We start from the raw sequence: 20054 nt of genomic DNA, 5'->3' as shown, positions 1-20054 counted from the left end.
TCATCTTACTCAATCCGCTGATTTTCGGTAATATCGTTTTTTTGCGACTACAGCGAAAGTTCCTCCCACAACCAAGATCGATAGTCCCATCGTCAAATAGGCGATCTGAAAATCCAACAGGTCAATGACGCCTCCAATCACCGGGAAAAGGATGATCATGCAGAGGCTATAGGCCATGCTGTTCGCACTCAAAAGCGTCGCCCGTTCTTCGGAAGGGATCAACTGATTGATGTAGGCGCTCGCGATTGTCGGCGACACCGCGGAAAAAATGATCGAAAGCACAAATCCGACAAAAATCAGCAGCTGATTCCCCAAAGATGACAATAGCAACGATAACGCAACAACTACCGGAAAGACATAAGGAATGCGGTTTTTACGGAGTTTCTGCTCGATGGATGGAGAAAATTTTGCTCCAAAGATGCCAAATAGGGCGGCCGCAAACAGATAGAAGCTCGTAGCTTTACCATTGTAACCCAGCACTGACAGGTAGTTCTGGAAATAGAAATAATAAGTCGCTGCAAAGCTGTCCAGCAAAGCAAAAAACAGTATCCAGCCCCGAAGCTCTTTATGCTGCTTCAGCAACTGCCAAGCATTCCCCAGAATCCGGGTGTAGGACTGCCCCACTTTTTTGGATAATCCGACTGTTTCATCCGACTGCGGATCCAGTCGCTTGATTGGTTCTACCATGCGGTAAATCAGGAACATATTCAGCAAGCAGAGCATGATATTAACCAGATATACGGCTTGAAAATAAGTGTCAGCTAAAATCCCGGCAAGGATCACGCCGCTTTGGGCACTGATCTCGATCAGAAAATTGATGTGGGCCAGCTTGTCCAGATAGCCGCTTTCCTCGTCCAGTCCTTTCATGCTTTCAAAGACCAGAGCATCGTAGGTCCCAGAGTTGAAATTGTAGGAAAGCGCCGAAAACGCGAAAGCAACCGCAAAGTGCGAGAAGCTCTGGCCATAAATCATCCCGATCGAGCTGATGATGGCCATCACTTTCCCGAACAACAGGATTTTTTTGTAGCCAAAACGGTCCGCCAAAGCACCTGATGGCACTTCGAAAACAAAACTCGTTATATGGAAGATAGCCTCCAGAAATCCAATCTGCACCAAGGTCATCCCTTTGAATGAACTCAGGTAAAGGAGCCATAATGAGGTGATGCCAAAGTATTGGATGAAAGCATATTTTTTCGCCAGAGAAATATTTTTATGTAATGATGTGTGATTTTCCATTTGAAAGTCCCTTCTTTTCTTGCACAAAAAAAGCTATGAGAGGCCCCATAGCCGGACTTATCTCTTTGTTCAGGATAAGCAGCAAGAAGCGTATTGTTGTTTGAATTTTTTTGATTTTTGGGCAAACTCTACCCCTTGAATTGCCGCATCGGAAAAAATACCATGCATCAAGGTCAAAAAAATTCTCAATTTCGCGCTCATGACCGCTCGCCTCTCTTCTTAATCATAACTAGAAACAGTATATCATTCCGTCATTTGGTCAGCAAATAATGTACAAAATGGAGGTGCAGCCTTGAAAATCAGGCTGCACCTCCATTTTGTTAGATTTGTTCGAAAGCTTGTTCCAGATCGGCGATGATGTCATTGGCATTTTCGATCCCGATGGACAGGCGGATCATGTCCCCGGAAACGCCGGCAGCTATAAGATCTTCGTCGCTCAATTGCGCGTGGGTCGTGCTGGCTGGGTGGATGACCAATGATTTTGCGTCGGCAACGTTCGCAAGCAACGAGAACAATTCCAACTTATCGATCCACTCGATGCCGGCTTGTTTGCCGCCCTCGATGCCGAAAGTGAAGATCGAACCGGCTCCTTTAGGGAAGTATTTGTCGGCAAGAGCCTTGTATTTGCTATCAGGCAGTTCCGGATAATTCACCCAGGACACTTTCGGGTGGTTCGCCAAATATGCAACAACTTTGCGGGTATTTTCGACATGGCGTTCGACGCGCAATGACAAAGTTTCGATTCCTTGCAGCAACAGGAAAGAATCGATTGGTCCGATACAGGCTCCCGTGTCACGCAGCAATTGCACGCGGATTTTGGTCGTGAATGCCCCCGGTCCCAGATCCGTATAGACCAACCCGTTGTAATGCGCATCCGGCGTCGTGAATCCAGGGTATCTTCCGCTGGCAGCGAAATCAAATTTACCGGATTCGATGACGACTCCGCCCATTGTTGTGCCGTGTCCGCCCAAGAATTTCGTAGCGGAGTGGACCACAACATCGGCGCCGAATTCGAAAGGACGGATCAGGTATGGCGTACCGAATGTGTTGTCCACGATCAAGATGATGCCATGGTTATGCGCGATTTCGGCGACTTTTTCGATATCGATCAGGTTCGTGCTCGGGTTTCCAATCGATTCGATGAAGATGGCTTTTGTCTTTTCCGTGATGGCAGCTTCGAAGTTAGCTCCATCTTCAGGATCAACGAAAGTTGTTTTGATGCCCAAATTAGGCAAAGTCGCACTGAAAAGATTGTAGGTTCCGCCGTAGAGCGTGCTGGCTGCCACGATTTCATCTCCCGCATTCGCTACGTTCAGGATAGCGTACGTGATAGCCGCCGAGCCTGAAGCGACTGTAACTGCGGATGTGCCCCCTTCAAGCGCTGCAACCCGCGCATCCACGACTGCGGTTGTAGGGTTCGTCAAACGGGTGTAGACATTTCCGGCATCCGTCAAAGCGAAGCGGCCCGCAGCCTGTTCCGCGCTGTCGAAGACGAAAGCGGTAGTTTGGTAGATCGGCACCGCACGGGCTCCGGTAACGGGGTCCGGCACTTGGCCTGCATGTACTTGCAACGTTTCAAAACTGTAATTTTTCTCTGTCATTTGTCATCTTTCCCTTCTGGTTTTCGGTCTATTCTTGCATGGCAGTTGCTCTTCTGGGTCATTTCCGATTAGCCGAGGTTGCTTCTGTTCGTTACTCTGATATTGCAAAAAGCAAAAAAGCCCTCGTCCCTATATTCCAACTGATTGAAATACAGGGACGAAAGCTCTTCGTGTTACCACCCATGTTCGTAGGGACCTCGCGATCCATACCTTAAAAAGTACGCAAGCTCCCGCTTGTTATACTCTTGTGCTTTATCGTGCACAAACCGAAGCAACACTATCTGCATTGCTTTGCTCCGAGACCATCTTCGCTTTTTTTTATCATACCCCTTTTCACCTACCGGGGCTCTCTGGAATGACAATCGAAAGGTACTCTTCTCTTCATCGCTCTTCTATTAAAATTTAATTAAATATAACATCTGTTTCTAACCTTGTCAAACATTTTTATCGGGATGAGCATATTCGCTTTGTTTCGCGGGGGCATGCTCTATAATTAGTGCAAGAGGTGAGAAAAAATGAAATTGACATTCACAGAAAATGCCATGCAACGGTTGGAAAAATTGGGGATGACCGAGCAACTCTCTTTGTACATGAGTACCATCTACGGCTGCGGCGGACCGGACAGCAGCATGTTCACGATCCGAGCGTATGATACGGAAAATCAGAATTACGACACTGTTCTGGACACCAACTTCGGCGCGGTCAAAGCCACCAAGGACAGCCTGCAGCAACTGGACGAGGACAACACCATCGATTTCAACGACAGCAGTTTTTCTTTCGTCCTGAAAAGCAACCGTGGACTGTTGAACCCGCACATGAACTACAAAAATATGAAGTTGAAAGATTGAGAAAAGCGGCAACAGATAAAGTGTCCATTCCTTCTGGCAGCAATTCCCGGCGAAGCATGATTTCGCCGGGAATTTTTTGGATAAATTTAAATCAAAAAAAACTGCCCCACATTACGGAGAGCAGTTTGTGAAACTATTTAACTGTTTTTGTGTCGATTGTAGGCAGCTGGAACATGCGGGTAACGATTGTAAACCTCTTCAAGATAATCTTCTTGAATCGCCATTTCCTTAAGTAAAGTTGGAAAATCAATTGCATCCACCATCTTATTAAGCAGTACTAGTCCCTCTTCTGCCATGCGGTCTCGCGTTTCAATATCAGGTATAGCAGAGGTTGCCATATGGTCTGAATGTTCCTTGAAATAGTAACCTGTTGCTCCAGATTGAAAGGCTTGGGCACTTAGTTTACCAAAAACTGATGGTGTCTGGGTTACCGGCTCTGCATATTCAGAAGTCAGCAATATATCATCCAAACGCTTACGTAACTTATAAGCCCCAAGAATCATCTTATCTAAATGAAGCATCATCTCTTTCGGTTCTGAAAAGACACCGGATTTCTGGGCTGTTATCATGCCGTCAATATAGAGAATAGCGATCCCTGTTTCATCAAAGAAATCACGAACAACCGGATTAATTGAGATATGGGCTGGGCCGTGCAGGCTAATATAGATTTGCTTTTTGAAGCCTGATCGCAGTAAGGAATGTGCCAGACCTTGCAACATATCAGCACTTTCCCTAACGGTTAATTGGATGGTTCCCTTACCTGAGGCGGTTGCCCCTGAATAAATGTAAGGCACATGCGGAAGGACAAGTGAGTTTGTCCTTTCTGCCATCAATAAGGCAATCCCCTCAGCCAATATTGTTTCGCAATCTAAGGGTAGGCCCCCATGGAGTTCGGTTGGTCCAAAAGGCACGATGATGACATCGTTCCCCTTTAAGTAAGCCTCCACTTCATCATTAATTAAAGCATTTAATAAGTGACTTCTTAATTTCATAAGTGTACCCCGCTATTTATCTTGTGGTTCATCATGAGTCTTAGCAAATTCATCGAGTCTTGCTTGACGAGCTGTTGTCATCTCCATACGTGTTTCATCGGTAATATTCCAAATAAATTTGAATGAAGCCCATGATAATAACGCACAAATTGCTGGGCCAATAAGATTCAATAGTACAAGCCCTTCAACAGTTTCAGCTGATTGTGCTTGTCCAGTTTGAGCGGCCTGTTGGCTATAGCCAATCCAACCAATCATCAAGACAACAAGTGATTGAGCCAACATTTGTCCGACACGTCTTGTTAGTGAGAAGTTCCCATAGATTGAACCCTCTGAACGTTTTCCTGTGATGTATTCGTTGTAGTCAATAGATTCTGAAACAAGACCCCATTGAAGTTGAACGGACATCATCATGAAGGCAATCCCTAAGCTGGCAAAAATCATGTAGAAGAAAGGTGATAAGTCACCCACTAATTTCCAAACGTATAAACCAACAAAGATAACGATGCTTAGTAATAAATACGTACGGATTAACTTAACAGTAGATCCAAATAATGTTACCAAATACGGAGCGATAAGCAATAGTACTACTGGTAAACCCATACCGATCGCAGAAGCATATGCCATTAAGCCCAGATCACCAAATACATCACCGTAAATATAAGGAAGAGTTGCACTGAATAGGTTTTGACCAAATACAATCACAATTGAGTGTAAGCAAAGTGACAAGAAAGCTTTATTTTTAGCTAATGTAATAAAAATATCTGTGAATTTTGTTGGTTCTGCTTGCTCTTCTGCGGCAAGTTTTGCTGCAACATTCCGTTCTTCAGTTCCCCAATAGTGGAAGAAGATAAGTAACCCCCCTAATACAGCTGCGAAGATACCTGAAACCATATAACCTGTTGTATTTTCTCCTAAACGCGCAAGAATCACCGGTATAGCCATTGAACCAATCAGACCACCAAGTGTTGATCCCATACCACGAGCTGAAGATAAAGTAGTTCTCTCTTTATCATTTAAGGCCATTACCCCAAGAACTGATCCCATGGCAATATTCATCATGGTGTAACCTAATTCGTAAATAATTTTTAATAGAAAAATAGCTACCAAACGCGTGGTTCCTTCAAACATTGATGGTACAGAGAAGAATGCAATAAGACCGATAACAATTAAAGGGATAGAGCGTAACATCCAAGGACGGAACTTATCTTTTTTGCCACTGGCCTTGGAGAAAGACTTATCCATAAAAGTACCCATCATTGGGTCATTGACCATATCCCAAATATTCCAGACGAGCAACAGTATAGATAGAGTTGCAAATGATACTCCCAATATGTTTGTAATATACCGGTTCATAAACGTTCCGATTAACACAAGGGTAACAACCCCACCGGCATCTCCGGCACCATAACCCAATCTATGCTTCAGGGTTAAGGTACTTTTCATATCGTTTGCTGGATTTTGCTGCGTAACAGCTTTTTCTTCTGCCATAAGATATTCCTCTTTTCTCTATATTCCTGGTTGAACTATTCTATATAAGTTAAATTTATATTTTTCAAATCAGCTAATTCTCCCGCTAAGCACCATATTATTAAATAAGAGAAGATGACCCCGATAGTTTATCGTCATCATCTTCTCGGGCTACATGATAGAGCTATTTTTGCTGTTTAGTTTAGGTTGACTATCTACGAAATCGCTAACATTATTATTTTCCTCATGCTCAAGAATGAAAAGTCATAGCTTAGTCATTCATTGCAGGGATTGTATTAGGGATTGCTTGAGGTATTTCTGCTCCATTATCATGATCACTTGGATCACCCTGTTTCATTTCTGCAATTTTTATTTGAATGCCTTCCATTGTTTCTTTATTCAATGGGTAGAATTTCATAAACGCTAGAGCAATCAGTGTACCGACTAAAGGCAAAGCTGCAAGCAATACAATACCAGCCATGCGCAATTGTGGCGAAAGTGGCGTGTCAGCCGTTGGAAATACTTTTGCAAAACCTACAGCGGCCAAGACCCAACCAATTGACATTGGCGCGAATGAGGATGCGACTGAGTCGGTCAATGAGAACATGGTGCTCAACATTCCGGAAACATAACGTCCCGAAACACTTGTTTCGTAGTCGGAGACATCCGCTGCCATCGTCAAGGCCAAGCCTGTTGGTGTGGATGTAAATCCTTTCGCGCAAGCAAAAATGATTACGAAGGCAACTGTCCATAAGGATGGGTTAGAGAAGCTCAAATCACCTGGGTTCGCAAAGAAAAGCAAGCCGCCTAATAGAATTAATGAAATAACGCCACCTTGCAAATAACGAACATATGAGTAACGCAAGCCTCTTTTTTGAGCAATGGTTGCTGCAAAAGTAGTGAACATAAGGTTAGGCAAAATCAGCACTAAAGAGATCGTTCCGGATAGACCGAAGTTACCAAAGATGATACCGAACAGGATCATCAACACAATTTGGTCACCGAACATTGCTGAATTGAACTTCACAAAAGCTGCTGCCATGGTTAACATTTGCAAAGGTTTGTTACCTTTGACAATTTCCCAGTAATCTTTAAATGATGTTTTAGTCGTTTTTTCACCAATACCAAAGTATTGTTTGTTGTCTTTTTCTGCAATACCGATAACTGCCAAAATTCCGAGGATAGCTGAGATGACCATAACTCCTGGGATAAACACTTTGAAGAATTCCGGAGTAAAACCGCCATATTTTGGCACCAAGAAGTTTGCGACAACAATTTGACCACCAGTAAACAATAAAGTCGTTACCCAACCATCAACAATATTGAAGATGGGACGTTGTTTTGGATCGCTTGTCAATGCTGCTTGACCGGCTTTTGTAACCGTCGCTTGCAAGGAATAACCGATTTTATGCACGACTAACGAAAGTAGGAAAATTGGAATTTTCATTCCACCGCCCAGGCTATGAATATTAAATAATATCAAGAATGAAATAACAGTAATAATGTTACCTAGAACCATGATGGGACGATATTTGCCGAATTTAGTGTCTGTCTTATCGATCAAAACGCCGATAGCCGGGTCAATAACCCCATCAAAGATACGGATGTACCCCATAATTTGGCTTACGAATAGTGCGGCTAAACCAACAAGACCCGTTGAATAATAGGTGACAAACCCAAAAGCGAACATATAAATATTTGTTGATGAGTTATTCAAAGTGAATAAAACGATCTGCCATAGTTTGGCGCGATTGAGTTTCGTTTCCCCTTGAATCATTGAATCATTTTTTGACATAAAAATCCCCTCCATATCATGAAATCCAGCGCTTACAATTCAATAATCTTTATCACATTATGAAACTACGTTGCGTTTAAAAGTATTCGAAATGCGATTGGTAAAACTGAGTTGTAATAACTAAGGAAATAATACCATCGCTGGTAACCGGTTACAACTTTTTTATTGTTAATACTTTGTGAACGCTGTTATCCTTGCTGAAGTAAGTGTGTTGCGATGGCATTCGTCAAAGGTTTAGATCCTTCTTGAGGATGATCTGATTACCATTGGGGAACTCTTCGATGAGGATTTTTTTATATTCAGTATTGACAAATCCGCTTTCACGACTATTCTTTGGGAAGTGGGCAAAAAAAATAAAGAAGATGATCCCGATTGCGTATCGGGATCATCTTCTTTAGGCTGCATGATGCAGTTTTATTCTCTTTATTATTCTTCACCTTCGTCGAATTGGCTGTTGTAGAGGTCGGCGTAGAAGCCGCCTTTCGCCAGCAGTTCTCCGTGGGTTCCTTGTTCGACGATGTCCCCGTTGTTCATGCAGAGGATTAGGTCGGCATTTTTGATGGTCGACAAGCGATGCGCGATGATGAAGCTTGTTCTGCCTTGCATCAGCGTATCCATCGCTTTCTGGATCAGCACTTCCGTCCGCGTGTCAACCGAACTTGTCGCCTCATCCAGGATCATGATTTGCGGATCGGCTAGAATGGCGCGCGCGATCGTCAGCAATTGTTTCTCTCCCTGAGAAACGTTGTTGGCTTCCTCGTTCAGGATCATATCATAGCCATCCGGCAACGTCCGGACAAAGTGATCCACCTGCGCAGCTTTTGCGGCAGCGATGACTTCTTCATCCGTCGCATCCAGTTTCCCGTAGCGGATGTTCTCCATGATGGTACCATTGTAAAGCCACGTATCCTGCAGCACCATCCCGAATTCCGTACGCAGATCGCTGCGCGTGAAATCGGTAAGTTTGTGGTTGTCGATGTAGATGGCTCCACCCGTCAAATCGTAGAAACGCATCAACAATTTCACCATCGTCGTCTTGCCGGCGCCGGTAGGACCAACTAACGCGACTTTTTGTCCTTCTTTTATATCCGCGGAGAAGTCCTTGATGACCAGATGATCCGGTTCATAACCGAACTTAACATGCTCGAAGCGGACATTCCCTTTGACATCAGCGGTCGCCATTTCGATTTTCGCTTCGGTCACTGTCTCTTCTTCCTCTTCCAGGAATTCAAAAATACGTTCGGAGGCAGCCACCATCCGTTGCAATTGACTCCCCACTTGAGCGACTTGCGTCAAAGGTTGGGTGAAGTTGCGCACGTACTGCAGGAAGGCTTGGATATCCCCGATTGTCATGTTTCCGGCAGCCGCCATCGCGCCACCCATGATACAGACAACGACATAACCAAGATTTCCGATCAGGCTCAACAAGGGCATCATCAAACCGGAAAGGAATTCGGCCTTGAAGCCGGCTTCGATCAATTGATCGTTCTCTTTGTCGAAAGCGGCAACGGATTTTTCTTCCCCGTTGAAGGCTTTCATGACCACATGTCCGCCGTACATCTCTTCGACATGGCCATTGACCGCACCCAAGTATTTTTGCTGGTTGGCGAAGTGCTTCTGCGACTTCGACATGATCAGCATCAGGAGCATCATAGAAACGACCAGCACAGCAAGAATGACGAGCGTCAGCGGCCAACTGATCGTCAGCATCATGATGAAGACACCCACCAAAGTCGTGATCGACGTGATGATCTGGGTAAGGCTCTGGTTCAGGCTGGTATTCAGAGTATCCACGTCATTCGTGATCCTGGAAAGAACATCCCCTTGGCTATTCTTGTGGAAATAGGCCAGCGGTAATTTGTTGATTTTCTCCATTATGTCTTTGCGCAGTTTATAGGAAACTTTTGCGGAAACACCCGACATCAGAAAACCTTGCAGATAAGAGAACGCGGCACTCAGAACGTACAAGCCCAAAAGCCCCAACAGGACTGTTCCGATGTAATCGAAATCGATTTCGCCGGCCCCGCCTGTGAATTTCAGCATGACTCCGGCTACCAATTTGTCGATGGCCAAAGCCATGATTTTTGGTCCAACAATCCCAAACAGGGAGGAAGCGATCGCCAATATGAAGACGACTGCCATCAGCCATTTGAAGGGCGACAGATAAGCGGCCAATTTTTTGAATCCGCCTTTGAAGTCCTTCGCTTTCACGACCGGTGCGCTCATTCCTGCCATCGGACCGTGGCCTCCGCCAGGGCCGCCTTGCGGTCTTCTTTGTTTCATTTCGCTCATGCTAATTCCTCCTCTGAAAGCTGAGATTTAGCAATTTCTTGATAAGTCTCACAGTTTTTCATCAATGCATCGTGAGTCCCTATCCCGACGATTTTGCCTTTATCGAGGACAATGATCTGCTCCGCATCCATGATGGTGCTGATCCGTTGCGCCACGATCAGGACGGTTGCGTTGTCCGTGTAGGCATGCAATGCAGAACGCAGTGCCGCATCCGTTTTGAAGTCCAACGCTGAAAAGCTGTCGTCAAAAATATAAATCGACGCTTTTTTTACCAACGCGCGGGCAATGGCCAAGCGTTGTTTCTGCCCGCCGCTGACATTACCTCCGCCTTGTGCGATGGCCGTTTCGATGCCGTCTTCCATATCCGATACGAAGTTTTTCGCTTGGGCGACTTCAATAGCTTTCATGATGTCATCCATCGACGCATCGTCTTTTCCGTACAGAACGTTTGAAGCGATGTCTCCGGAGAAGAGCATACCCTTTTGAGGAACATAGCCGATGTTGCGGCGCAGATCGGTTTGCGTCATTTTCCGGATGTCGATGCCATCGATTTCGATGGCGCCGTCTGTCACGTCATAAAAGCGCGGAATCAGATTGATCAACGTCGATTTGCCGGAACCTGTCGAGCCGATGATCGCAGTCGTTTCGCCTGGTCTAGCGGTAAAGGAAATGTCGGTCAATACATTCTCGTTCGCCTTCGGATAATGATAAGAAACATGGTTGAAGGTGATGAGTCCTTCGTTCTTTCCGCTCGGTTGCGCATCGATCGGATCCGTGATGCTCAAATCCGTATCTAACACTTCCCCGATCCGGATTGCCGATACAGAAGCGCGCGGCAGGAAGATGAACATCATTGAAATCATCAAGAATGCCATGATGATCTGCATCACATATTGGATGTAGGCCATCATATCCCCAATCTGCAGGGCAGAATCAGCGACTTGCTGACTACCGAACCAGATGATCAGCAGCGAAACACCGTTCATGATGAGCATCATCGCCGGCATCAAAAGGGACATCAAACGTTGAACAAAGCGGTTTGTGAAGGTGTACTCTTCATTGGCATCATTGAAGCGGTTTTCTTCGAATGGTTCATTCCCGAAAGCGCGGATGACCATCATGCCGGAAAGGTTCTCGCGGCTGACCAGATTCAATCTGTCCGTCAAGCTTTGCAACACTTTGAACTTCGGCATCGCAATCGACAGGATCGTCATCATGATGCCGACAAGGGCAATGACCGCAACGGCGATTGTCCATGCCAGCGAGACACTCTTGTCAATCGCCATGATCAGACCACCAGTTGCCAAAATCGGTGCATAGCAAAGCATGCGGATACCGATCGTGATCAGTTGCTGGATTTGCTGCACATCATTGGTCGTGCGGGTGATCAAGGATGCGGTCGAAAAGTTATCGAACTCGGTGTTGGAAAAACTTTCGACTTTGGCGAAGACATCCCTTCTCATCCGGCCGGAAACTTTCGCGGCGATCCGCGAAGAGAAATATGCGACCGCTACGGAAGCAACAGAGACAGCCACTGCGATGGCGAGCATCTGTGCGCCTTTTGTCATAATGTATTGGTTCTGGAGCGCATCCATATCCGCTCCCAGATCTTCATAGAAGAGTTTCATAAACAGGATCCCGATTTGGCTGTAGAGCATCGGCTCGGCAGCATCAGCAACCTCCATTGAAGCTGTGAAAGCTTCCTGAGGTAGCTGCTGCAATTGCGGCAACAGTGCGTAAAGTTGGTTCATATCTGCATCCTCGAAGCCGCTCTCGGCATCGACCGCCGCAGCGTTGCCTTGCTGAGCAGACATTTCCTGCATGAACGTCACGAAGCTGTAGCTGGCTTTGCTGAAGATGCTCTCCAACGAAGTCATTTTTTCCGGATCGGTTTCATCAAGCACGTAGAAATCCGCTTGTTGGCTTTCCGGAAATTCTGCGCTGTAGGCCTCAGCTTCAGCCGATCCGCCCTCGATCAGCTGATAGCTGTTCTGGAACGTTTCCTTGTCCTCTTCATCCATGAACAGTGTCATGAGTGCGAAGCCTTCCGCCGGCAGAGCTTCAGGCGCTTCCTGTTCGACGCCTCCGTTCTGGATGCCGGTGTTGACGATGTCACTCATCAGATTCGGCAGGCTCAATTCCCCGATTGCTTGTCCGAATAAAATCAGCAAGCTGATCAGGATCGTACCGGCAAACGGTTTTAAGTATTTCATTATCACTTTCATATGCTTTACCTTTTCTTTCCTGATTTAGTTGTTTTCTTTTTTATGCAGATGCCCGTGCCCGTGTTGGTGGACGCAGCCGCCTTCCAGGTTGTGCAGCATCCTTTTGAAGCACCTTTCTAATACGTCCAGTTCTTCATCGGTGAAGCCTTCGAAAACTTTTTTGTTGGCTTCATGCAGCGCCCTCTTCATCTCTTCCGAGGCGGCGATGCTTTTTTCGGTAAGATGAATGCTCTTGGAACGGGCATCCTTCGAACTGACCGTGCGTGTGACGAATCCCTTCGCTTCCAACCGTTTGATGATTCCGGTCACGGTCGGATTGGTAAGGTTGAAAGTCTCCTCGATGTCTTTTTGGATCACTTCCTCGTCACCACGGCCCTTCAGATAGAAAAGGATGTGGATTTGGGACGTGGTCAAGTCGATTTTACCCACCAGTCGGTTCATCTGTTCCTTAAATTGGTTATGGAGCATCGGGATATATACACCCATCATCTCGCGTGATATCAAAATGTTTCCTCCTTTCCGAACAGTTATACATAGCACGCTATCTATTATCTCATTATCCATCCATATGTCAATGGATTCGATACAATACGAGCCATTTTCAGGAAAATTTAATATAATGATTGTAGTATTAAATGAACCGGAAAGAAGGATCAGTATGGAAGAGATAATTTCTGTCAGGAATCGCTTGATTGCCCTTTGCCAGGAACACGCGCACGTCATCGAAGACTACCCTTTCGGCGATTCGGAATGGACCGTCATGCGCCACGAAGGCAACCGGAAAACCTTCGCCTACATCTATGAACGGAACGGTGAAACTTGGCTGAACGTGAAGAACACCCCCGAGCGGAACGACTATCTGCGCGAGACAATTCCGGAAATCATGCCCGCCTATCATATGAACAAGACCCACTGGATCACCCTGCGGCTCGTTTCTGAAGAGCTTTTCCCGATTGCTGACCGCATCATCACGGAAAGCTACCGGTTGACGCAGACAAAACCGAGGAAAAAAACAATAGTACGCCAAAAAGAGGAAGAGCTTTGATTAGCTCCTCCTCTTTTTGGTTGATTTGCCTTCTTTCTAGCGGAAATACGGCTTCAGTTGTTCCAATTCCGCTTCGTTGAGCGGCCGATAGCTCCCCAGTGGAATCGATTCATCCAATTCAATCGGTCCCATCGTCAGTCGTTTCAGATAGGTGACTTTCTTGCCGACCGAGAGGAACATCTTCTTCACTTGGTGGAATTTCCCCTCACTGATATCCAGCAGCACGCGGCTTTCATCGTCCCCGTGGCTGAGGATGGTCAAATAGGCCGGCTTGCAGGTCGTCCCTCCGTGGAAGACGATTCCTTCAGCGAAGGCTTCCTGATCGGCGGCTGTCACAAGCTCGTTCACGACGACCTCATAGCGCTTCGTCACTTTTTTGTGCGGCAGCAGCAGCTGATATCCTAGCTGCCCATTGTCCGTGATCAACAGCAGCCCTTCCGTATCCTTGTCCAACCGTCCCACAGGATAGAGGCCCGGTCTGCGGTCGGACGGGTCGATCAGATCGATGACGGTCGGGTTGCCTTCATCGGATACCGCCGTGACAACGCCAGCCGGTTTGTGCAGCATATAGTAGACATTGGTGTGTTGCGTCAGCGTTTCCCCCGAGACGATGACCGTCTGGAGCTGTGGATCAACATTGTGATTGTCCGCTAGCACGATTTCCCCGTCGATGCTGACCTGTTTGCTTCTGATCATTTTTTTTACTTGTCCTCGCGAACCGTAGCCGCATTCGTTGAGCAGTTTGTCCAATCGCATCCATCGTCATCCTTTCCGTTTTTATTGCAGTCCTTATATTCTAAGCGGAAAAGATACTTGGCGCAAGTTGATTATGCGCGGGACTTGTTTTATAGTTTTGCATCATTTTTTTCTTCCGGCTCCGTCGGGATTTCCGCTGACACCCCGTTCAAAGGCTGCCAAATGGTTTTCGGATGCGGCCATCAGGCGTTCAAAGACGCTTATGACATCGTCCGGCAAATCATCAGCCTCAAGGAATTGCCCATAAACAGAGATGTTTTCGATTTCGCCGGCCACGCCTTTTTCAAAGCTTTCCGCCAAGGACGCCGGTAATTCAATACGGGCTTCCGCTTCATTTTCCGGAACCTCAAATCCATAAGTTTCGAACAGCGGCAACAATAAGGAGATGTGTGTGCCTTCCGCTTTGGCGATGCTCGTGAATGGTTTGACCGTTCCGTATGCATCCATGATCGCTTCGTAGGCCGCTTCGGCCATATATTCATCCTGGATAGCGTAAACCAACATTTCTTCTATTGTATACGTTTCTCCTTCACTGACCGCTGCTGCGCCATATAACTCTTCATCTTCGGATGCCATGACGCCGGTGCCGCTGAACAATAAGATTGCCAAAGCCCCGCCTACTGCTCCGTTCATCCACTTTTTCATTTTTATCCGCTCCTTTTTTGTATGCTTCGTGATCTTCTTTTCTACAAGTTCAGTATAGGAAAGAAGTATGTCGAAAGCATGGCAAAACAGGGGCGAAAAGAGAACGCTTTTCAAAAAAAAAATAATAAAAGAGAGAGTGCGCAAGTCACTCCCCTTCTTCTGAATTGGTGCTCTTGATTTCCCAATGGATGACGACCGTCAGAACGACCCGCAGGATGACGATGGCCGAGAGCACAATAAATTCATCGATCGTCTGGATGATGACCGTCTTCAATATTTCTGCGGCCAGTTTGAACTCCAGACTATACGCCAAAGCTTTGGCCAATTCAAGTTTCGGTTGGTTGTTGCTCAGATTCAGCCTGTCCAGAATGAACAGATACAACGACTTGACGCACCCATAAAGGATGATCAGGACGCCGATGCCCTCGATCAGGCTCGCAAGCGTCGGGATGACTTGGGTTAAGACAGCATGCAAATCCATAATACTCCTCCTTTATGTACTTGAAATCCTCTAGCGGAACCATTCATTTTTTGCTCTGTTTCTTTTTCCCCTTCGCTTCTTCTACCCGGAAGCGGACGATCCGGCGCACAAGCTCGTATGGGATAGGTTTCGTCAGTGGAAATTGGATGGCGCCTTTTGAAGTCTTGTAATCCGTCAATTCTTCCTTGAAAGCCGCAACGCCGCTTGGTGCGGGATAGAAACCGATATGATTTTTCTGCACAGCAAAATGCACCAAGTTCCCGTTTAGGTAGAAGGTCGGCATCTGATAACTGATTTTTTCTGTCGCATCAGGTGCCTCTTCTTTTATCAGCCGACGAAATTCCTGCAGGATTGCCCGAATATCCTCGTCGTAGCGGCTGATGTATGCATCAATTGTTTCAATTTTTTCAGCTGATTCTTCCATTTTAATCCACCTCGATGATCTCGATTTTCTGTTGTTTGCGTTCCTGTAAATAGTATATCATATAGCGATGCAAGTGCTTGCAAGCTTAACGAATAGTAGGTATGATGATGGCAAAGAGGATAAAAAAACTGGACAAGCCGCTCCCTTAACCCACTACTGACCGGCACTGATGATGGCTAACATAACTATTTTTAGGAAAGTCTGGTTGCAGATGTACAACCCAACAAGGGAGTGAGAAAGATGCGTAAAATTCTCAAAAATACCAAAAAATTCCTCAAAAAATTTGGACCGGGCGTCATCACTGGAGCCTCTGATGATGATCCATCCGGCATCGTCACCTATTCGCAGACAGGAGCCATGTTCGGCCTTCATCTGTTGTGGCTTTCTCCGATTTCGTGCATCTTTGCGATTGCTATTCAAGAAATGTGCGGACGGATCGGGCTGGTTTCGGGTAAAGGGCTGACCGGGATCATGAGACAGTCCTATCCTAAGTGGGTAAGCTATCCGGCAATCTCCCTTCTGTTCATCGCCAATACGATCAACATCGGTGCCGATTTGGGCGCGATGGCCGCAGTGGCTCAGATGGTGCTCGGTTTACCGTTCATTTTTTGGATCCTAGTCATGACGGCCCTGACCTTGGTTCTGGAAATTTTCATGGACTACAAACATTATTCGAGATTTCTGATGCTACTGACGCTTTCTCTGTTCGCTTATTTTTTCACGGCATTCATGGTCCGCCAAGATTGGGGGGCTGTCCTTCAGCACACCCTTGTCCCAACCTTTTATCCTTCCCGGGAATTCACGCTTAATGTGGTGGCCTTTTTAGGTACGACGATTTCCCCTTACCTGTTTTTTTGGCAAGCGGATGAAGAAGTGGAAAAAGAGATTGTCGAGCATAAAATCAAAGGAATCGGCATCGGGAAACCCCGCATCTTTGTCAAGGATATCAAGAATATGAAAATTGATACGATAGTCGGGATGTTTTTTACAACCGTCACTGCTTTCATGATTGTGTTGACGACGGCAGGAACCCTTCATCTTAGCGGCATCACCACCATCAACTCCGCGACGGAGGCCGCTCAGGCGCTTCGGCCATTGGTGGGAGACTTTGCCTATTGGTTGTTCGCTTTGGGCATCATCGGAACGGGACTGCTTGGTGTGCCTGTTTTGGCTGGCTCCTCATCCTACGCCATTTCCGAATTTTTCGGTTGGGAGACGGGTTTGGGGAAGAAACTGAAGGAGGCGCATGGTTTCTACGGCGTCATCACCATCGCGACGCTCATCGGACTGACGATCAATTTCATCGGGATCGATCCGATGAGGGCCTTGTACTATTCCGCAGCCATCAATGGCTTGATGGCCCCACCCTTGATGCTCTTGATCCTCTTCATCGGAAACAATAAAAAAGTGATGGGCAGCCATACGAACCGTCGTTTGGGAAATGTGGTCGGCGGCATTGCGACGTTGGTGATGTTCGGCATCGGCTTGCTTTTCATGAAGGATTTCTTCGGCCTCTAGCGGGCTGTTTTTCTGTGAATAATGGCTAAAAAAGAATCGGGTCTCGGATATAGGTTATCCGGGGCCTATTTTCCGCGCAAGTCATAAGTCTCCGTGAGGCTGCGCGGACTCAACTCACGGAAGATCCAATAAGTTGCCATTTTTGCACCATGTTACTTATTTTAAGGATGTGATTCCATTTTCATAAAAATGTGTTATGATATGGAATGAAAATTTGAACGGTAAAGAAAGGAAAGTAAAATGAATACACCTTCTATTTATGGATTGACTTTGGATCAGCTGGAAGCTTGGTTGTTGGAACAAGGCCAGAAAAAATTCCGCGCCCAACAGATCTGGGACTGGCTATATATCAAACGGGTCCTCGATTTCTCGGAAATGACGAACCTGTCAAAAGATTTGGTTGCCCTTCTCTCCGACACCTTCTTGCTGCAGCCCCTGAATCAAGTGGTCGTCCAGGAATCAGCGGACGGCACAACTAAATACCTCTTTCAGCTGGAAGACAAACTGATGATTGAAACCGTCCTGATGCGTCAAGAATATGGCCTGTCCGTCTGCGTTACGACGCAAGTCGGCTGCGATATCGGCTGCACGTTCTGCGCAAGCGGCCTGAAACGGAAACAACGCGATCTGACTGCCGGCGAAATCGTTGCGCAAATCATGCAGATCCAGCACTACTTGGATCAAAAAGGCAATGGCGAACGCGTCAGCCACATCGTTGTGATGGGCATCGGCGAACCGTTCGACAACTACGATAATGTCATCGCCTTCCTGAACATCGTCAACCATGCCAAAGGTTTGGCAATCGGCGCGCGTCACATCACCGTTTCCACCAGTGGATTGGCTCCGAAGATCCGGGAATTCGCGGAAAACGGACTGCAAGTCAACTTGGCTTTGTCCCTCCACGCGCCGAACGATGAAATCCGTAGCCGTATGATGCGCATCAACCGCAAACACCCGCTGAAGGAAGTCATGTCCGCCATCGACGAATATCTGGAAAAGACGAACCGCCGCATCACTTTCGAATACATCATGATCTCTGGCGTGAACGACAGACCGGAACAGGCGCATGAATTGGTCGCCTTATTGAAAGATAAGCGTCACCTGTCCTACGTGAACCTGATCCCTTACAATCCGGTTGCTGAACACATCAAATACGAACGCAGCACCAAAAAGGATATTTTGGCATTCTATGATATCCTCAAAAAGAACAACATCAACTGCGTCATCCGCAAGGAACACGGCACCGACATCGATGCTGCTTGTGGCCAACTGCGCAGTAAGCACCTGGAAAAAGCAACTAAATAATTGACCTTTCACTAAGCAACCTCGGTAAAATGAGGTTGCTTTTTTAATTATTCTTCGTCAGGTGCTGTCTCCTGCATCCAACCTTTGAATCCGCAGTGCGGGCAAGTCAACCGTTTGCCTCGCTTGCCTCCGTTCAAAGACAACAGATCAGTCAGGAAGCTGATTTTGAATTGGCGCTTGCACTGTGGACAGGCGTACGCATTCACGTGCGAATGGTAGTAGACGATCGCGAATAGAACCGCGATTCCCCCTAAAATCATCAGCGCCGGATAAAAGCCGCCTGCTCTCTCAGCCGCCGGAAAGCCAACCACCAAGAACAGCACATATCCCGCAACCGCAAGCATCGTGACGCTGTCCGATTTCCGGTTTTTACCTCTCTTGTCCATGCCTCACTCTTCCCTTCCTAGTCCTGATTCCATCATAACACTTTTTGGTCGGGCACTAAAAGTGTGGTATATTGGAACCAACAAATTAAGTCCATTGGCAATAATATATTTGACCATTGGAGACGGAGGAATAGTATGAGCAGAGTAATCCTTACGACTGAAAGCGGCGCGGATATACCCACTGATTTGGCAAAGAAACACAATATCCAGATTGTATCGATGCACGTCATCATGGATGATATCGATCATCTTGATGGATCTTTTCCGGTCACGGATCTGTATGATTATTACGAGCGAACCAAAAAAACGCCTTCCACGACCGCAACCAATCCGAACGAATATACCGCTTTTTTCGAAAAGATCCGCTCTGAGCAGCCCGATAGCATCATCGTACATATTGGCTACACTTCCAAGGCCTCTTCCTCATTCCAGAGTGCCGTGTTGGCGGCGGAAGATTTCGAGAACATCTACCTTATCGATGCCCTGAACGTATCCGGTGGCTTGGCGGCAATCGTGCTTTATGCCGCTGATCTACTTGAAAAGGAGCCGGACATCGCAGTGGAGCGATTGGTTGCCGCCATCGAAGCAGCAGTGCCGCGCACGCACTTCTCGTTCATGCCATCCGGTCTCGAATTCCTGCGGGCAGGGGGCCGCGTCTCCAACGCCGCTTATCTGGGGGCATCGCTCCTGAAAATAAAACCGACGATCGAGTTGATCGATGGCAAATTGGTTTCCACAAAAAAATACCGCGGCAAGATGAGCCGCGTCGTTGTCGATTTTTTTGATGACTACCTGAAGGCTTACGCCATCGACGACAAAAAGCTGTACCTTATCCATTCACTCGGTTTGGAAGAAGAAATCATGACCCAAATGGAAAATTACGCGAAGGAAAAAGGTTTCCAGGACGTCACTTGGGTCCAGACCGGCGGGGTCATCACTTCCCATGGCGGTCCTGGCGCTTTTGGGATTGCTGGGATTGAAAAAACAGGCAACGACGAATAAATAAAAAAACTTCTGCATTTACGGAATTCCGAGTGC

At 46.7% G+C, this 20054-nt stretch carries 18 protein-coding genes; 5 read left to right on the top strand and 13 right to left on the bottom strand.

The genetic code is table 11. From position 1 onward, the window contains the following. Positions 1-9: 9 nt before the first annotated feature. Positions 10-1236, bottom strand: a complete 1227-nt coding sequence (locus tag AC0J5I_RS07265; protein WP_475305280.1) for an MFS transporter — start codon at positions 1234-1236, stop codon at positions 10-12. A 320-nt stretch (positions 1237-1556) separates the two neighbouring features. Then, positions 1557-2837, bottom strand: coding sequence for an O-acetylhomoserine aminocarboxypropyltransferase/cysteine synthase family protein (locus tag AC0J5I_RS07260; RefSeq protein WP_107994803.1), 1281 nt, complete (start codon positions 2835-2837; stop codon positions 1557-1559). A gap of 515 nt (positions 2838-3352) precedes the next feature. On the opposite strand from AC0J5I_RS07260, the gene AC0J5I_RS07255 reads away from it, so the two are divergent. Then, positions 3353-3685 carry an iron-sulfur cluster biosynthesis family protein gene (locus tag AC0J5I_RS07255; protein ID WP_475305276.1) on the top strand — a complete coding sequence of 111 codons (333 nt, stop codon included), beginning with the start codon at positions 3353-3355 and terminating at the stop codon, positions 3683-3685. A gap of 137 nt (positions 3686-3822) precedes the next feature. On the opposite strand, the gene AC0J5I_RS07250 is transcribed toward AC0J5I_RS07255, so the two are convergent. From AC0J5I_RS07250 to AC0J5I_RS07225, 6 genes are all read right to left on the bottom strand, one after another. Next, positions 3823-4677, bottom strand: coding sequence for a creatininase family protein (locus AC0J5I_RS07250; RefSeq protein WP_475305273.1), 855 nt, complete (start codon positions 4675-4677; stop codon positions 3823-3825). 12 nt (positions 4678-4689) lie between these two features. After that, on the bottom strand, positions 4690-6165 hold the full coding sequence (locus tag AC0J5I_RS07245; protein ID WP_475305270.1) for an MFS transporter: 1476 nt from the start codon (positions 6163-6165) through the stop codon (positions 4690-4692). A gap of 250 nt (positions 6166-6415) precedes the next feature. Next, positions 6416-7939, bottom strand: a complete 1524-nt coding sequence (locus AC0J5I_RS07240; RefSeq protein ID WP_475305266.1) for an MFS transporter — start codon at positions 7937-7939, stop codon at positions 6416-6418. Between the two features lie 426 nt (positions 7940-8365). After that, positions 8366-10231, bottom strand: coding sequence for an ABC transporter ATP-binding protein (locus tag AC0J5I_RS07235; protein ID WP_475305262.1), 1866 nt, complete (start codon positions 10229-10231; stop codon positions 8366-8368). Beyond that, positions 10228-12456, bottom strand: coding sequence for an ABC transporter ATP-binding protein (locus tag AC0J5I_RS07230; protein WP_475305257.1), 2229 nt, complete (start codon positions 12454-12456; stop codon positions 10228-10230). The genes AC0J5I_RS07235 and AC0J5I_RS07230 overlap by 4 nt, the downstream gene beginning before the upstream one ends. Before the next feature lie 24 nt (positions 12457-12480). Next, positions 12481-12960 (bottom strand): MarR family winged helix-turn-helix transcriptional regulator, encoded by a 480-nt coding sequence (locus AC0J5I_RS07225; protein WP_475305253.1) that lies wholly within the window; start codon positions 12958-12960, stop codon positions 12481-12483. A 154-nt stretch (positions 12961-13114) separates the two neighbouring features. Here AC0J5I_RS07225 and AC0J5I_RS07220 point away from each other — a divergent pair, with 154 nt between their 5' ends. Continuing rightward, a complete protein-coding gene (locus AC0J5I_RS07220) occupies positions 13115-13501 on the top strand; it encodes an MmcQ/YjbR family DNA-binding protein (RefSeq protein WP_107995068.1) in 387 nt (128 codons plus the stop codon). 36 nt (positions 13502-13537) lie between these two features. On the opposite strand, the gene AC0J5I_RS07215 is transcribed toward AC0J5I_RS07220, so the two are convergent. The 4 genes from AC0J5I_RS07215 to AC0J5I_RS07200 form a co-directional block, all read right to left on the bottom strand. Beyond that, positions 13538-14257 (bottom strand): 16S rRNA pseudouridine(516) synthase, encoded by a 720-nt coding sequence (locus tag AC0J5I_RS07215; RefSeq protein ID WP_475305251.1) that lies wholly within the window; start codon positions 14255-14257, stop codon positions 13538-13540. Between the two features lie 102 nt (positions 14258-14359). After that, on the bottom strand, positions 14360-14902 hold the full coding sequence (locus AC0J5I_RS07210; protein ID WP_475305249.1) for a DUF2202 domain-containing protein: 543 nt from the start codon (positions 14900-14902) through the stop codon (positions 14360-14362). A 145-nt stretch (positions 14903-15047) separates the two neighbouring features. Next, complete coding sequence (locus AC0J5I_RS07205) at positions 15048-15383, bottom strand: DUF1622 domain-containing protein (protein ID WP_475305247.1); 336 nt, start codon at positions 15381-15383, stop codon at positions 15048-15050. A 43-nt stretch (positions 15384-15426) separates the two neighbouring features. Further along, the gene (locus tag AC0J5I_RS07200; protein ID WP_475305245.1) at positions 15427-15807 is read right to left on the bottom strand and encodes an iron chaperone; all 381 of its coding nucleotides are present in this window, start codon (positions 15805-15807) and stop codon (positions 15427-15429) included. A gap of 240 nt (positions 15808-16047) precedes the next feature. On the opposite strand from AC0J5I_RS07200, the gene AC0J5I_RS07195 reads away from it, so the two are divergent. Next, on the top strand, positions 16048-17325 hold the full coding sequence (locus AC0J5I_RS07195) for an Nramp family divalent metal transporter (protein WP_107994792.1): 1278 nt from the start codon (positions 16048-16050) through the stop codon (positions 17323-17325). A gap of 240 nt (positions 17326-17565) precedes the next feature. Further along, positions 17566-18630, top strand: coding sequence for a dual-specificity RNA methyltransferase RlmN (gene rlmN, locus AC0J5I_RS07190; protein WP_107994791.1), 1065 nt, complete (start codon positions 17566-17568; stop codon positions 18628-18630). A gap of 47 nt (positions 18631-18677) precedes the next feature. Here the strand turns inward: rlmN and AC0J5I_RS07185 are convergent, their stop codons facing one another. Continuing rightward, entirely contained in the window at positions 18678-19016 is a 339-nt protein-coding gene (locus AC0J5I_RS07185) for a hypothetical protein (protein WP_475305242.1), read from the bottom strand. Positions 19017-19151: 135 nt separating this feature from the next. Here AC0J5I_RS07185 and AC0J5I_RS07180 point away from each other — a divergent pair, with 135 nt between their 5' ends. Then, positions 19152-20018 carry a DegV family protein gene (locus AC0J5I_RS07180; RefSeq protein ID WP_107994789.1) on the top strand — a complete coding sequence of 289 codons (867 nt, stop codon included), beginning with the start codon at positions 19152-19154 and terminating at the stop codon, positions 20016-20018. Positions 20019-20054 lie beyond the last annotated feature (36 nt).

The organism is Trichococcus sp. TS_SC_9, from assembly GCF_056156325.1.
The sequence above is the reverse complement of the archived record's forward strand: the minus strand, read 5'-3'. Positions and strand labels throughout refer to the sequence as shown.